18 protein-coding genes are annotated in these 13160 nt (G+C 64.3%); 13 read left to right on the top strand and 5 right to left on the bottom strand.

Annotated elements, in window-relative coordinates; translation table 11 throughout:
* Window positions 1-22: 22 nt before the first annotated feature.
* The 3 genes from VR74_RS21330 to VR74_RS18520 all read right to left on the bottom strand — a co-directional run bounded on the left by VR74_RS21330 (window position 23) and on the right by VR74_RS18520 (window position 2354).
* Complete coding sequence (locus tag VR74_RS21330) at window positions 23-178, bottom strand: hypothetical protein (protein ID WP_299951277.1); 156 nt, start codon at window positions 176-178, stop codon at window positions 23-25.
* Entirely contained in the window at window positions 162-965 is an 804-nt protein-coding gene (locus tag VR74_RS18525; protein ID WP_299951274.1) for a glutathione S-transferase, read from the bottom strand. The genes VR74_RS21330 and VR74_RS18525 overlap by 17 nt, the downstream gene beginning before the upstream one ends.
* A gap of 78 nt (window positions 966-1043) precedes the next feature.
* On the bottom strand, window positions 1044-2354 hold the full coding sequence (locus VR74_RS18520) for an O-acetylhomoserine aminocarboxypropyltransferase (protein WP_045699341.1): 1311 nt from the start codon (window positions 2352-2354) through the stop codon (window positions 1044-1046).
* Window positions 2355-2499: 145 nt separating this feature from the next.
* Between VR74_RS18520 and VR74_RS18515 the strand changes: the two genes are divergently transcribed.
* The 4 genes from VR74_RS18515 to VR74_RS18500 are packed head-to-tail and all read left to right on the top strand — an operon-like array spanning window position 2500 to window position 4821.
* The gene (locus VR74_RS18515; protein WP_045699339.1) at window positions 2500-3384 is read left to right on the top strand and encodes a bifunctional transcriptional activator/DNA repair protein Ada; all 885 of its coding nucleotides are present in this window, start codon (window positions 2500-2502) and stop codon (window positions 3382-3384) included.
* A gap of 56 nt (window positions 3385-3440) precedes the next feature.
* A complete protein-coding gene (locus VR74_RS18510) occupies window positions 3441-3899 on the top strand; it encodes a hypothetical protein (protein ID WP_045699338.1) in 459 nt (152 codons plus the stop codon).
* A 2-nt stretch (window positions 3900-3901) separates the two neighbouring features.
* Window positions 3902-4369: a VOC family protein gene (locus VR74_RS18505; RefSeq protein ID WP_366462869.1), complete on the top strand. Its 468-nt coding sequence runs from the start codon at window positions 3902-3904 to the stop codon at window positions 4367-4369.
* A 59-nt stretch (window positions 4370-4428) separates the two neighbouring features.
* A complete protein-coding gene (locus tag VR74_RS18500) occupies window positions 4429-4821 on the top strand; it encodes an MAPEG family protein (RefSeq protein ID WP_045699334.1) in 393 nt (130 codons plus the stop codon).
* Here the strand turns inward: VR74_RS18500 and VR74_RS18495 are convergent.
* Both VR74_RS18495 and VR74_RS18490 read right to left on the bottom strand, forming a co-directional pair.
* Window positions 4818-5339: a phosphoribosyltransferase family protein gene (locus VR74_RS18495; protein ID WP_299951271.1), complete on the bottom strand. Its 522-nt coding sequence runs from the start codon at window positions 5337-5339 to the stop codon at window positions 4818-4820. The genes VR74_RS18500 and VR74_RS18495 overlap by 4 nt on opposite strands.
* Window positions 5340-5344: 5 nt before the next feature.
* Window positions 5345-6082 (bottom strand): MJ0042-type zinc finger domain-containing protein, encoded by a 738-nt coding sequence (locus VR74_RS18490; RefSeq protein WP_045699331.1) that lies wholly within the window; start codon window positions 6080-6082, stop codon window positions 5345-5347.
* Window positions 6083-6145: 63 nt separating this feature from the next.
* Between VR74_RS18490 and ftsE the strand changes: the two genes are divergently transcribed.
* The 9 genes from ftsE (at window position 6146) to VR74_RS18445 (ending at window position 13074) form a co-directional block, all read left to right on the top strand.
* The gene (gene ftsE, locus VR74_RS18485; RefSeq protein WP_045699329.1) at window positions 6146-6895 is read left to right on the top strand and encodes a cell division ATP-binding protein FtsE; all 750 of its coding nucleotides are present in this window, start codon (window positions 6146-6148) and stop codon (window positions 6893-6895) included.
* A gap of 3 nt (window positions 6896-6898) precedes the next feature.
* Entirely contained in the window at window positions 6899-7768 is an 870-nt protein-coding gene (locus VR74_RS18480; protein ID WP_045699327.1) for a hypothetical protein, read from the top strand.
* Window positions 7765-8355 (top strand): YdcF family protein, encoded by a 591-nt coding sequence (locus VR74_RS18475; RefSeq protein ID WP_299951268.1) that lies wholly within the window; start codon window positions 7765-7767, stop codon window positions 8353-8355. Before VR74_RS18480 ends, VR74_RS18475 begins: the two co-directional genes overlap by 4 nt.
* A gap of 20 nt (window positions 8356-8375) precedes the next feature.
* Entirely contained in the window at window positions 8376-9137 is a 762-nt protein-coding gene (locus tag VR74_RS18470) for a lysophospholipid acyltransferase family protein (RefSeq protein ID WP_045699326.1), read from the top strand.
* A complete protein-coding gene (locus tag VR74_RS18465) occupies window positions 9134-10180 on the top strand; it encodes a DUF2125 domain-containing protein (protein ID WP_045699324.1) in 1047 nt (348 codons plus the stop codon). Before VR74_RS18470 ends, VR74_RS18465 begins: the two co-directional genes overlap by 4 nt.
* Entirely contained in the window at window positions 10177-10818 is a 642-nt protein-coding gene (locus VR74_RS18460) for a DNA-3-methyladenine glycosylase (RefSeq protein WP_045699322.1), read from the top strand. Before VR74_RS18465 ends, VR74_RS18460 begins: the two co-directional genes overlap by 4 nt.
* 140 nt (window positions 10819-10958) lie before the next feature.
* Window positions 10959-11522 (top strand): HNH endonuclease, encoded by a 564-nt coding sequence (locus VR74_RS18455; protein ID WP_045699375.1) that lies wholly within the window; start codon window positions 10959-10961, stop codon window positions 11520-11522.
* A gap of 74 nt (window positions 11523-11596) precedes the next feature.
* Entirely contained in the window at window positions 11597-12412 is an 816-nt protein-coding gene (locus VR74_RS18450) for a UDP-2,3-diacylglucosamine diphosphatase (RefSeq protein ID WP_045699320.1), read from the top strand.
* A gap of 101 nt (window positions 12413-12513) precedes the next feature.
* Window positions 12514-13074, top strand: a complete 561-nt coding sequence (locus tag VR74_RS18445) for a DUF1993 domain-containing protein (RefSeq protein ID WP_045699318.1) — start codon at window positions 12514-12516, stop codon at window positions 13072-13074.
* Window positions 13075-13160 lie beyond the last annotated feature (86 nt).

Below are 13160 nucleotides of genomic sequence, written 5' to 3'. Positions count from 1 at the left end.
GGAGGCGCATGCGCAAGCCTTGTCAGGCCCGGCGGACCAGGAAACCGGCGCGCGGGAAGTGAACGTGGATGGTCTCGGCCTCAGGCGAAGTGCGTTGCAGGATCAGCCTCTGGGGGTCTGCGTGCACCAGTTCGCCTTCAACCCACACCTGCCCGTAATCGTCAGGCGCGACCGCCACACGGTCTCCCGGCAAGAAGCCCTGGGGTTCGTTCAGCGTGGTGGCCGAGACAAGGCGCGGCGCCCCTGCCGATGGCCAGCGCTTCGGCCGACGTGATGGTTTCAGGTTCCTGGCCTTCCGCTTCGGTGAGGCGGTCATACCAGGCGCGCGTCAGCGGCGCCGATTCCAGGCATTCCTTCGCGAAATCCGGGACATTGGCCATCATGAACCAGGGATTCATGTAAGCGTGAACATCGACCAGACCCGGCTTCGCGCCGACAAGGTAGATGCCCGCGCCGGCGCCCTTGCCCGCCTGCAGGCGCTCTTCCAGCAGCATCAGCCGCGCGCGCCACTGGTCGCGCATCATCGGCGCGATACGCTTCATGGCATCAGTGTCGAACGGCCGGCCGGATAATTGCTCGCGGTCCTTCTTGAAATCCTCGGGCACGCTGTCGCCGCGTTCGCCGAAAATCACGGCCACCGATGACTGGAACCAGCGTGAGTCGGTCCACCCGGCCACCATCTGGGCGAGGCCCTCATGGCCCGACGTGCGCAATGACACCGTGGCAAAGCGGGATTCCAGCTCCCGCAGGATGATCGCCGTGTCGCAATAGATGTCGGCGCCGATCTGCATGACCGGCGTGCGGCGATAACCGCCTGTCAGCGGCATCAGGTCCGGCCGGGGCATGATCACGGGGATCTCGACCCGCGAATAGGCGAGGTTTTTCAGCTTCAGCGCCAGGCGCACTTTCTCCGCGAAGGGCGACGTCGGATATTCGTGCAGGATAATGCTGCGGGCATCTGCCATGGGTGTGAACCCTCCCCTGTTGGCCAAGCGCCTACATTGCAGGCGTTCCGGCAAACAGGGAAGGAAATTTTCGCGCGATCAGAGCGCCGCCAGCGCCTGGTCCAGATCTGCAATGATATCAGCAGCATCCTCGATGCCGACCGACAGGCGGACCGTATCGGGCGCAGCGCCAGCCGCGGTCTTCTGCGCATTGGTCAGCTGGCTGTGCGTGGTCGATGCCGGGTGAATGATCAGCGAGCGCGTATCGCCGATATTGGCGAGGTGGCTGAACAGTTTCACGCCTTCGACCAGTTTCACGCCGGCGTCATGCCCGCCTTTCAGGCCGAAGGTGAACACGGCGCCTGCGCCCTTCGGCATATAGGTCTGGGCGCGGTCATAATGCTTGTCACCCTTCAGGCCCGCATAGCGAACCCAGCTCACCTTGTCATGGCTGCTCAGGTGCTCGGCCACTTTGAGCGCGTTCGCACAATGGCGCTCCATGCGCAAAGGCAGCGTCTCGCAGCCGGTCATGATCAGGAAGGCATTCATCGGCGAGATTGCCGGGCCAAGGTCGCGCAGCGAGAAGGCCCGCGCGGCAATGGCGAAGGCAATGTTCACATTGGACCCGTCCGGGCCAAGCGGCAGCGCGCCAAAGGCTTCGCCGAACACCATGTCATTATAGTAGGATTGCGGGCTCGCCATGGTCGGGAATTTCGCCTTGCTGGCCAGCCAGTCGAAATTGCCGCCATCGATCACAATGCCGCCAATCGAGTTGCCATGCCCGCCAATGAACTTGGTCAGGCTTTCAACCACGATGTTCGCGCCATGCTCCAGCGGGCGGCAAAGATAGGGCGAGGCCATCGTGTTATCGACCATGTAGGGAATGCCATGCCGGGCGGCGATCTTCGCAATGGCGGCGAGGTCCGTGACCAGCCCGCCCGGATTGGCAAGGCTTTCGGTAAAGATCACGCGGGTCTTGTCATCGACAGCGGTCTCAAAGCCCGCCACATCGTCAATGTCGACGAATTTGACCTCCCAGCCGAACTTCTTGAACGCGTGGGAGAGCTGGTTGATCGAGCCGCCATAGAGCTGGCGCGCGGCAACAATATTGGCACCCGGCTCCATCAGCACATGGAAGGCCAGAAGCTGGGCGGCATGGCCGGATGCGGTCGCAACGCCCATCGTGCCGCCTTCGAGGTCGGCAATACGGGCTTCCAGCGCGCCGGTGGTCGGGTTGCCGAGGCGGGTATAGATGTTGCCGAATTCCTGGAGCGCGAACAGGTTGGCCGCATGCTGGGCGTCGCGGAACACGAAGCTGGTTGTCTGGTGGATCGGCTGCGCGCGCGATCCGGTTACCGGATCCGGGGCGCTACCTGCATGGATGGCGCGCGTGGAAAATCCCTGTGTCATTCGTGTCTCCCTTTTCACTCTTGTCCGCATCCTTGTAGCGCCAGACGACAGCCTGCACAGGCCTTTCGCCTAAAAGATCGGTTCAGCTGCGCTGGCCGCAAGAAACGGGTGGAAGCGGCCTGTCGCTGCAGGCAAACTGCCGCGCATGACACCGATGATTGCTCCCCTTGATGAACGCGCCCGGGCCTACGACCGGATGGCGCACGCCCTCAACCACCTCGGCGACACCTGGCGCGACTGGCCGGACCTTGCCAGCGTGGCGGCGGCGATAAACCTCTCGCCCAGCCATTTCCAGCGCGAATTCACGCGCTGGGCCGGCATCAGCCCCAAGCAGTACCAGGCCGCGCTGGCCCATGGCGAGGCGGGCGAATTGCTGCGCGATGGCGCAAGCGTGCTGGACGCCGCTCTGGAGACCGGCCTCTCCGGCCCCGGCCGCCTGCATGACCTGTTCATTGCCCATGAGGGCCTGACGCCCGGCGAGGCAAAGGCAGGCGGGGCAGGGGCTGATCTTGTTCTCGGCAAGGCGCCGACACCTTTTGGCCTCGGCGCATGGCTGATTGGCCAGCGGGGCCTCGTCGGGCTTGGATTCATTGATGAAGGCGCGCCCAGGCGCACAGGGTTCGAACATCAGGGTGTGGGCGAAGCGCAGGCCTTTGCCGATCTTGCCGCGCGCTATCCCGGCGCCGACATTCGCCGGGATGATGCGGCGGCCGAACGCTTTGCGCGCAAGGTGTTCGAATCCGGCGAACCCATGCCTGTGGCGCTCTACGGCACCCCGTTCCGGCGGCAGGTCTGGCGCGCCCTGCTCGAAATTCCGGCCGGGACGACCCGAACCTATGGCCAGCTGGCGAGGGCGGCCGGCAATCCGAACGCGGCGCGCGCTGTCGGCGCAGCGGTCGGCGCCAATCCGATCAGCTGGTTCATTCCCTGTCACCGGGCCCTTGCAGCCGACGGCCGGCTCCATAACTATCACTGGGGTGTGGCGCGAAAGCGTGCCATGTTGACCTATGAACGCGCCCATGCTGCCTGAACCGGCGGCCGGGGCAGTCGGCCACGCGCCGCATATCCGGGCCTGCCAGTTTTTCCATGCTGCCAATGATCCTGCTTTATATTGCCCTGCTCGCCTGGGGCCTGCACCTCGCATGGCGCTGGAAATCCGCCCGCGATTTCGCGCCTGAAGTGCTTTCTGCCCGCAAGGAGACAGGCGAAATCCCTGCGGATGTCACGGATGCCGAGTTCACCGATCTCTACCTGCGCAGCGAAGGGCCGCGGGCGGCGACCTATTTCTTCGCCTGCGCCGCCATTGTTTCCTTCCTGGTCGCGCCTTTCGTGGCCGCCTTCAACATGGTCTGGACGGCCCTCTGGCGCGCCTCAGGCGCCTCGCCGGTTTTCGAGGTCGGAACACTGATCCACACATTTTCCGTCTTCCTCGCCATCATGGGCTTCATGATCCTGCTGCTGGCAACCGCCATGCGGCGCTATTACGCCCTGATGCCGCCCAATCTCAAACAGGTCCTGCGCGACCTTAATGGAGGCCTCTCATGAGCATCGAATTTCTTCACACCATGGTGCGCGTCACCGATATCGACGCCTCGCTGAAATTCTATTGCGACGGGCTAGGGCTGGAGCAGGTCCGCCGCGTCGACAATGACAAGGGCCGGTTCACGCTGGTCTTCCTCGCCTCGCCTGCAGACGTGGAACGCCTCGGCGGTGTTCCGGAGAACGCCAATCCCACCCAGCTCAACATTCCGATGATCGAACTGACCCATAACTGGGACCCGGAAGACTATCAGGGCGGCCGCAATTTTGGTCACCTGGCCTATATGGTCGATGATATCTATGCGGCGGTCGAACGCCTCGCCGCACAGGGCGTGACGATCAACCGGCCGCCGCGCGACGGCCACATGGCCTTCGTCCGCTCGCCGGACGGCATTTCCGTCGAACTCCTGCAAAAGGGCGAGCGCAAGGCACCCAAGGAACCGTGGACCAGCGCCGGGAACATTGGCGCCTGGTAGAAATTCCGTGCAGATTGGCTGAATTGCGCTAAGTCTTTCCAAAACGGGGAGGACTATCCATGACGGCATTTGCAGCTGCGACACTCTATTTCGGCCTGTTCGGCTTCCTCATGCTGGCATTGAAGATCAATGTCGGGCGTGTGCGCGGGAAGGAAAAGGTCATGTTTGGCGACGGCGCCAACGAGGCCATGCAACGCGCCATCCGCGTTCAGGGAAATGCGGTCGAGGATGTGCCGATTGTGCTCATCGGAATTGCGGGTCTTGCGGCCCTCTCAGCGCCGGTCGTGCTGATCCATGCCCTCGGCGGCAGCTTTCTCGCCGGCCGCATCCTGCACGCGATCGGTCTTGGCGGCTCGTCCGGGTCAAGCTTCGGCCGCTCTGTCGGCACGCTCCTCACCCTGATCGTGAAACTGGTGACGGCGGGCGCCTGTATCTGGTACGCGCTGACCTAGTCCAGCGCGCCGATATAGGGCAGGCCGCGATACTTGCCCGCATCGTCCATGCCATAGCCGACAAGGTAGCGGCCGGGCGAATCGAAGGCGCAGAAGTCGACGCCATCCGCGCCGCGCGGGGCCCACGGCTTTTGCGTCAGCGCGCAGGTGACCACTTCGCGTGCGCCTTTTGACAGGAGGTGCGTCTTGGCAAAGGCCAGCGTGCGACCTGTGTCGAACACGTCATCCAGCAGCAGAACGCCGCGCCCTTCGACCGAGCGGCCGAGGTCTGCTCGCACGACGACGCGTCCGGAACTTTCGCGGGCGTCGCGATAGCTCTCGAGCCAGATCACGTCCAGCACCGGGTGCACGCCGCGCCGGGCCAATGCCTTCATCAGGTCCGAGGTGAATGGCGTCGCCCCGATCAGGATCGATACGGCCGACCAGTCGCCCTGCAGGCGCGGCGCCAGCGTGTCGGCCAGTGCCTCGATGCGCAGCATCAGCTCGTCTTCAGGGACGAGGACTTCAATATTCGGCATGTCATTCATTCAACAGGGCTCTCGGTGTCCGGACCGGCCAAGTCCGGCCCGATCGTGTCGGTTTCAGCGGCAGGGCCGGTTTCAGGCTCCGGCGCGGGCGGTACATCTGCCTTGTCGATGAAGGACAGCTCGATTTCGAAACTTTCCATCGGCGCCTGTTCCAGAACGATCCTGAACGTCCCGGTCTCGCCGGCCTCCAGCTCTGCAGGCGTGATGGACCCGAATTTCAGCGCGACTTCCTTGCCGCGTTCATCCATCAGGCTCACCCGGACGGCCGGCGTGTCGACCGTGCTGCGGGCCACGTTCACCGCCCTGCCGGACACGGTGACGACGGGAATCGTGTCATTGAACGTGCGGCTTCGTTCGATATTCTCGAATTCCAGGCCGAAACGGTTCACCGAAAAGCCGATCCGTTTATAGGCCGTCGCCGATTCCGGCCAGAATTTCACAACATCATTGCGGAATATGATCGCGGCGAGGCCCAGGGTGAAGAAAAGGGCTGCAGTGACGATCCAGGACACCATGGCGGCAAACCGGCTCTTGCGCCGGCGCTGCTCGCGCACCCGCTCCCTGTAGACTTCATGGGCGGCTGGCGCGGCGGCATGCTCGTGTCCGGCGACGCCTTCGGGGCGCACGAACCAGCTGTGTCCGCAGGTCGCGCACTTCACAGTTCGCCCGCTTTCACCGATTGTTGAGTCATCGGCGAAATACTGGGTCTCACATGAGGGACAGGTGAGGATCATGACTTGGTCTTTCCCGCAATTCGCCCCATTAAATCAATAGCCTGAGCTGCCAGGCAGGAGCCCATGACCTATCCACGACACGATCTCTTTGACGATGTCGCCGTTCGCCTCGATTCGGTATCGCTGCGCTATGATACCTCAGAGGACATACTTAGCGATATTGATCTTGTCCTGAAACCCGGCTCGTTCAGCTTCCTGACCGGTGCATCGGGCGCTGGCAAGACAAGTCTGCTGAAACTTCTCTATCTGTCGCTGAAACCCAGCCGCGGCGAGGTTTCGCTTTTCGGCCGCCCGACAAGCAACCTGACCCGCGACCAGCTGTCGGCCCTGCGCCGCCGTGTCGGCGTCGTATTCCAGGAATTCCGCCTGCTCGAGCACTTGTCTGCCTATGAGAATGTCGCGCTGCCGCTGCGGGTCCTCGGGCGGCGCGAGTCAGACTATCGCGCCGATGTCGAAGAACTGCTCGCCTGGGTGGGTCTTGGCCAGCGCCTGCATGCTAAACCGCCCACCCTATCGGGTGGCGAGCAGCAGCGCGTTGCCATTGCCCGCGCCGTGGTGACCCAGCCCGATATCCTGATCGCCGATGAACCGACCGGGAATGTCGATCCCGAAATGGGCACTCGCCTGATGCGGCTTTTCCTTGAGCTGAACAAAAGGCGCCAGACGACCGTCATCATCGCCACGCATGATCTCGGGCTTGTCCGCCAGGTCGAGGCCCCGGTCTACCGCCTCAGCAACCGCCTGCTTGTCCAGGATGTCGAGTTTGGCGGCGAAGCAGCCCGCCGTCGCACCGATCCGGGGCTGGGGGGCTAGCGCATGGCAAAGGAGACCCCGCTTCTTCCGGTCGAGGACGTGCGCGAGGCCGCGCTGTTCTTCGTTGTCGGCGCGCTCTGCTTCCTCGCGGCCCTTGCCGCGCTGTCGGCCAAGTCCACCTATGGCGCGGCCAAGAGCTGGACGGCCGAAGTGCAGGGCGAACTGACCGTCAGCCTGCCCGATGTCGACCGCCGCGGTGCCGACGAGGCCAGCGCGCTCATCGCGAAGATCAACGGCGTGCGCGAAACGCGTGTCCTCGGCAAGGACGAGATCGACGCGCTGCTTGAACCGAATTTCGGCAGCCGGGGCCTGCCCGACAGCCTGCCTCTGCCGCAGCTGATCGCCGTCGAGGCCGATCCTGGCGTGGCCGACATGGGCCCGACAATCGCGCGCCATCTGACCGAGGCCGGCATTGCCAGCGCGGTTGACGAGCACGCCGACTGGGCAGGGGACGTGCGCCGCGTTCTCGCCGTGGCGCGCCTCACGGCCCTGATCGCGGTCGCGCTGCTCGCGTCAACTGCAGTCGCCGTCATCGCCTTCGCCACCCATGCCGCGCTTCTGGCCCGGCGCGATATTGTCGACGTGCTGCATCTTGCCGGTGCGCGTGACCGTTTCATTGCCGGCCTGTTCGAGCGGCGTTTCTGGGTCCTCGGCCTGCGCGCGGGATCGGTCGGGGCCCTGATGGCGCTCGGCGCGGCCGCCTTGATGATCTTCACCGTTCAGGTCCACGGGTCCCGCGCGGGCCTGCTGCCGGAACTCAGCCTCGACTTTCTCGATCTCGTGATCCTCGTGACAACGCCCGTGATTGCGGGCATTGCTGCGCGTCTGGCAGCCCGGATCACCGTGATCCGGGCCCTGAAAGGCATGATGTGAGCGTCGATCGATCCGTCTACGGGCGCCGCCTTGGGCTCTTTCCGGCCCTTGTCTTCCTGTTGCTGGGGGTCGTGGCCTTCGATTTCCTCATGTTTGCGCGCCGGGCAGCCGATTCTGTCCCTGCAACCGCGCGGCAGGCTGATGCCATCGTGGCCCTGACCGGCGGCTCGGGCCTGCGCATTGCGGCCGGTGTCGGCCTGGTGACGGCGGGGCATGGCGAGCGCCTGCTGATTTCCGGGGTCAATCCGGATGTCGGCATTGACGCGCTGGTCACGCTGGCCGGCGGCGCGCCGGAAACCTATGCCTGCTGCGTCGATATCGGATACCGGGCCGAAACCACGATCGGTAATGCCGAAGAGACCGCTGCCTGGGCCTATGAACACGGCTATTCGCAGCTGATCATCGTGACATCCGACTATCACATGCCGCGAAGCCTGATCCTGCTACAGCGGGCCATGCCGGATATTGAACTGCAGCCCTATCCCGTCCGCACCGTGGTCGATCCGTCAGCGATTCTGCGCGACGGCAAGTCGTTTCAGGGCGTACTGACAGAATGGGCAAAGTGGCGGGTGACGACTCTCGGTTGAGCGGCTAAACGTGCAGCTTCATGATGCAGCTGCGCTCCCTCCTCTTTGTTGCCTACCTGTACGGCCTGATGGCCTTCATGGGCACATTCTTCATCCTCGTGCTGATGCTGCCGCGGCGCGTGATCATGTGGTGCATCAAGGCCTATACTCAGGCCATTCGCTGGGGCATGAAGGCCATATGCGGCATCGAGACAGAGCTGCGCGGGCTGGAAAACCTGCCCGACGGCCCGTTCATCTATGCCGGCAAGCACCAGTGCATGTTCGACATTTTCGTTCCCTTCCTCGTGACGCCTGATCCGGTCATCGTGATGAAGCGGGAATTGCTCTGGTATCCCTTTCTCGGCTGGTATGCCCTGAAGAGCGAAATGATCCCGATCGACCGGGCCGGCACGACAAAAACCCTGCGCGCCATGGTGGCCGCTGCAAGGAAGCGCGTGGCTGAGGGCCGTCAGGTCGTCATCTTCCCGGAAGGCACCCGCACGGCGCCCGGCGATGCGCCTCACTATCACGCCGCCGGCATTGTCGGCCTGTACAAGGCGCTGGGCGTGCCGGTGGTGCCGGTGGCAACCAATGCCGGCCTTTGCTGGCCTGCACACGGAACGCGGCGCCGGTCCGGCCGTATCGTCTACGAATTCCTGCCTCCGATCGAGGCGGGCCTTGACCGGAAAACCATGATGCGTCGCCTTCAAACCGACATGGAAGCATCCGTAGATGCGCTCGTCCGGGAAGGCCTCGCCGTTCAGGGACGCACCCAACCGATACAGGATCCGCAAGCCACATGACTGATTACTGGAAAGATTCCGGCCTGGTAAAGCCGCTGGCTGAGCGCCGGCGGTCCCGCTTCTGGCTGTTTGCGCCCTTCCTTCTGCTGATTGCCGTGATTGCGGCCTATACGGCCTACTGGATCTATGCGCGCGCCGAGATCGAGCGCGGCGTGGATGAATGGGTCGCGGCAGAGCGCGCGCGCGGCGCCATTGTCGATTACGAATCGCGTGAGTTCGGCGGCTATCCGTTCCGGTTCGAGCTCGACCTGACATCGCCGCGCTACCAGCCGCCCAATGCGGCCAGCTGGGAAGGCGAGCAGCTGCAGCTCGTGATGCAGCCTTGGAACTGGAACCATGTCATCGCGCGTGCGCCCGGCCGCAGCGTCCTGACGGACCGGATGGGCATCCGCCACACCGCCGATCTCGATGGCAAGTCGGCGGCCAGCCTGTCCTGGGACGCGGACGGCGTTCACCGCGCAGCGCTTGAGCTGAATGACGTGTCGGCCCTGATCGAAGGCCAGGCCTACACCGCCCGCGGCTTCTCGCTGAACCTCGCCCCCAGCCCTGAAATCCGCGACAATCTCCGCGTCGCCCTGCAATGGGACACGCTGACCCTTGAGGCGGTGCCCGCCAGCGCGCCCTGGCTCGGCACGGAAATCCAGGAGAGCCGCCTGATCGGCGAAGTGGACAATTTCTATCCCGCATGGGTGCGCAGCGGCGGCCAGCCGGAACACCTGTACAGCGCGCTGCAGCAGGAAGGCGGCGGCGTGGAAGTCGGACAGGTCCTGCTCAACTGGGGCCCGCTCAAGTTTGGCGCCAAGGGGCGCGTGACGGTCGAGAATGGCCTCGCGAACGGGTCATTCGGTGTGCGCATCGACGATCCGCAAGGCCTGAAGGACGCGCTCAAGGCGGCAGGTTACTGGCGCATGCAGGAACAGGCGGCGGTGGCAACGCTGGAAACCGCCTCGGCCAATGGTGGCTTCCTGACCTTCACCCTGGACGACAACAAGCTCAAGATCGGCACGGTCGTTCTCGGCGAACTGCCGGGCCCCGGTCTGTGACAGCGCCTTCGCAGGCCCGGCTGAAGGCCGCCTGCGAATCGCTTGCCCGCGCAGACCCCGCCCTTGCGCGCGCCTATGAGCTGACCGGCCTGCCGGTCTGGCGGGCGGGCGAGCCGACCTATGCCATGCTGGCCCGCATGATCACGCACCAGCAGATCTCGCTCGGCGCGGCAGCCGCCATATGGACCCGCACCGAGGCGCTGCTCGGGTCTGTCACGCCCGAAGCCGTTCTGACGGCCGATCCCGGCGCCCTGCGGGCCTGCGGCCAGTCGCGCCCCAAGACCCGCCATCTCACCTCCATCGCCGAAGCCATCGTGACCGGAACGCTGAACCTGCCCCGCGTGTGCGGCGCCCCGCTCGATGAGGCGCGCCGGGAACTGGTCTCGGTCAGGGGCATCGGCCCGTGGACCGCCGAATTGTTTCTGCTTTATGCGACTGGCGCGATGGACGCCTTCCCGGTCGGCGATGTCGGCCTGATGGAGGCCCACAAGCGGCTCTCTGCGGTGGAAACCCGTATGGATATCAAGGCCTTCACCGACCATGCAGAGGGCTGGCGGCCGTATCGCGGTGTCGCCGCGCACCTATTGTGGGCCTGGCTGCACCTTGATCGCGGCGATGCGGCGCCCGCCCCGTCCTGATCCTGACTGGTTGCAATCGGTCCCGACTGTCATAATCTGATGACAAGAATCGCCTAACAGACGGGCGAGCGTGCAAAGGAGTGCTGCCTTCAGCGGGTTCAAACAGGTCACCAGTCTTCTCGTGCCAGATGGGGGTCACCATGGCTGAGATCATCACCGCGCCGCCCAACGGACGGCCTGCCCTTGTTCTGAACGCCGACTTCAGGCCGCTCTCCTATTATCCGCTATCGCTGTGGCCGTGGCAGGAAGTGGTCAAGGCCGTCTTCCTCGACCGTGTCGATATCATTGCCGAATACGATTATGTCGTGCGCAGCCCCAGCACCGAGTTCCGCCTGCCCAGCGTGATCGCCCTGCGCGATTTCGTGCGCCAGGACCGCCCGCCAGCCTTCACCCGCTTCAACGTGTTCCTGCGCGACCGTTTCCAGTGCGCCTATTGCGGCGCGCACGACAATCTCACCTTCGACCATGTCATCCCGCGCTCGAAGGGCGGGCGCACGACATGGGAAAACATCGTGGCCGCCTGCAGCCCGTGCAACCTGCGCAAGGGCGGCAAGCTGCTGAAGCATTCCGACGTCCACCTGCAGCACAAGCCGTTCCGGCCGAACAATTACCAGCTGCAGGAAATCGGCCGCAAGTTCCCGCCCCACCACCTCCACGATACGTGGATGGATTATCTCTATTGGGATGTCGAACTGGAGAGCTAGGCAGCTGCGCGCGTCACAAAACTGCAGACTTTCCGTCACAAAAGCCTTTTGAAATCAGCGTATGCCCCGCCGGGATGACCCAAGTCCGGCCGAAATACCGCGCGATCTTCATCTCCGATGTCCACCTTGGCTCGCGCGGCAGCCAGGCCGAGGCCCTGTGCGCCTTCCTCAAGCTGAACACGTCGGCGCATCTCTATCTCGTCGGCGACATCATCGACGGCTGGCGCCTGAAAAAGAAATGGTACTGGCCGCAGGCTCACACCAATGCCATCCGCCGTATCCTGACGGCCGCCAAGCGCGGCACCGACGTCACCTATATCATCGGCAACCATGACGAGTTCCTGCGCGCCTTCATGCATTTCCGCCTGAATTTCGGCGACATCCACGTCAAGAACCGCGCCGTCCACCAGGGCGAGGACGGCAAGCGCTATCTCGTCGTGCATGGCGACATGTTCGACGGCATGATGCGCGCCGACCGCAAATGGATCATGCACCTGGGCGACCACGCCTATAACCTCCTGCTCTGGGTCAATACCAACCTGAACAGCGTGCGCCGCCTGCTCGGGCTGCCTTACTGGTCGCTCTCGGCGGCCCTGAAAAAGCGCACCAAGCGCGCCCTCAACTACATTCACAATTTCGAGGATCACGTCGCCGCCTATTGCCGCCGCAAGGGCTATGACGGCGCCATTTGCGGCCACATCCATGTCGCCGAGATGCGCGACATTGACGGCATCACCTACATGAATGACGGCGACTGGGTCGAAAGCTGCACCGCCCTCGTCGAACACCATGACGGCCGCTGGGAACTCCTCGACTGCCGCCCGGACTCGGTGCGCACATCGGTGCCGGTGGTGAAAGCCGCCCCGGCCGGCGAACTGGAACTGGCCTGAAGGCCCTTGGCTGGCGGCAGTTCGGTTGTTAGCACATCGCCAATCGGCTGGAGCGCCCCGATACAGCCAGCATACGCCCTGTCGTACATGAGAGGATTCCCATGACGCTCACCGAGCTGCTGATACCCACCTACCGGCAGATGCTTCAGGCGCTGGCGCTCTGGCTCCGCAAGGCCGCGGCGCAGGCGGCCGATGCCGACGCGCTGATGGCCGCGCGCCTCGCGTCTGATATGTTCCCCCTGTCGACCCAGATTCGCTTCGCCTGCGTGCAGGCATACGAAGGCGCCCATCGCCTGCGCCATGAACCCATGCCCCCCGCGCTGGACACGCTGCTCGACGAAGGCCGCAATGGCGGCGACCAGCCCGGCACGATGGCCGCTGCATTGGCCCGTATAGATGAGGCGCTCGCCTTCCTTGATGGCTTGGCGCCGGGCACGCTGGACAGCGGCGCCGGGCGCCCCCTCGCGCTGGAGCTGCCCATGGGGCTCGCCTTCGATCTGGACGGGGAAGGCTACGCCCGCGACTGGGCGCTGCCGCAATTCTACTTCCACATCATGACCGCCTACGCGATCCTGCGGAATCAGGGCGTCGAACTCGGCAAGGCCGACTACGTCCAGCACATGTTCGCGTTCCTGCGCCCGGGAACCGCCCCGGCGGGCTGAGGCACGGCATCCTTGCTCCCCGGACTCGGTCCGCGCCCCGGAACCGGTGGTGAAAGCCGCCCCGGCCGGCGAACTGGAACTGGCCT

Source organism: Hyphomonas sp. BRH_c22 (genome assembly GCF_000961795.1).
GTDB lineage: Bacteria > Pseudomonadota > Alphaproteobacteria > Caulobacterales > Hyphomonadaceae > Hyphomonas.
The sequence above is the reverse complement of the archived record's forward strand: the minus strand, read 5'-3'. Positions and strand labels throughout refer to the sequence as shown.

What these genes read in the sequence shown, in the direction of transcription:
- VR74_RS18525 (WP_299951274.1), bottom strand. Translation starts at nt 965, where the DNA reads ATGGCAGATGCCCGCAGCATTATCCTGCACGAATATCCGACGTCGCCC.
- VR74_RS18520 (WP_045699341.1), bottom strand. Translation starts at nt 2,354, where the DNA reads ATGACACAGGGATTTTCCACGCGCGCCATCCATGCAGGTAGCGCCCCG.
- VR74_RS18515 (WP_045699339.1), top strand. Translation starts at nt 2,500, where the DNA reads ATGACACCGATGATTGCTCCCCTTGATGAACGCGCCCGGGCCTACGAC.
- VR74_RS18510 (WP_045699338.1), top strand. Translation starts at nt 3,441, where the DNA reads ATGCTGCCAATGATCCTGCTTTATATTGCCCTGCTCGCCTGGGGCCTG.
- VR74_RS18500 (WP_045699334.1), top strand. Translation starts at nt 4,429, where the DNA reads ATGACGGCATTTGCAGCTGCGACACTCTATTTCGGCCTGTTCGGCTTC.
- VR74_RS18495 (WP_299951271.1), bottom strand. Translation starts at nt 5,339, where the DNA reads ATGCCGAATATTGAAGTCCTCGTCCCTGAAGACGAGCTGATGCTGCGC.
- VR74_RS18490 (WP_045699331.1), bottom strand. Translation starts at nt 6,082, where the DNA reads ATGATCCTCACCTGTCCCTCATGTGAGACCCAGTATTTCGCCGATGAC.
- ftsE (WP_045699329.1), top strand. Translation starts at nt 6,146, where the DNA reads ATGACCTATCCACGACACGATCTCTTTGACGATGTCGCCGTTCGCCTC.
- VR74_RS18480 (WP_045699327.1), top strand. Translation starts at nt 6,899, where the DNA reads ATGGCAAAGGAGACCCCGCTTCTTCCGGTCGAGGACGTGCGCGAGGCC.
- VR74_RS18470 (WP_045699326.1), top strand. Translation starts at nt 8,376, where the DNA reads ATGATGCAGCTGCGCTCCCTCCTCTTTGTTGCCTACCTGTACGGCCTG.
- VR74_RS18465 (WP_045699324.1), top strand. Translation starts at nt 9,134, where the DNA reads ATGACTGATTACTGGAAAGATTCCGGCCTGGTAAAGCCGCTGGCTGAG.
- VR74_RS18455 (WP_045699375.1), top strand. Translation starts at nt 10,959, where the DNA reads ATGGCTGAGATCATCACCGCGCCGCCCAACGGACGGCCTGCCCTTGTT.
- VR74_RS18450 (WP_045699320.1), top strand. Translation starts at nt 11,597, where the DNA reads ATGACCCAAGTCCGGCCGAAATACCGCGCGATCTTCATCTCCGATGTC.
- VR74_RS18445 (WP_045699318.1), top strand. Translation starts at nt 12,514, where the DNA reads ATGACGCTCACCGAGCTGCTGATACCCACCTACCGGCAGATGCTTCAG.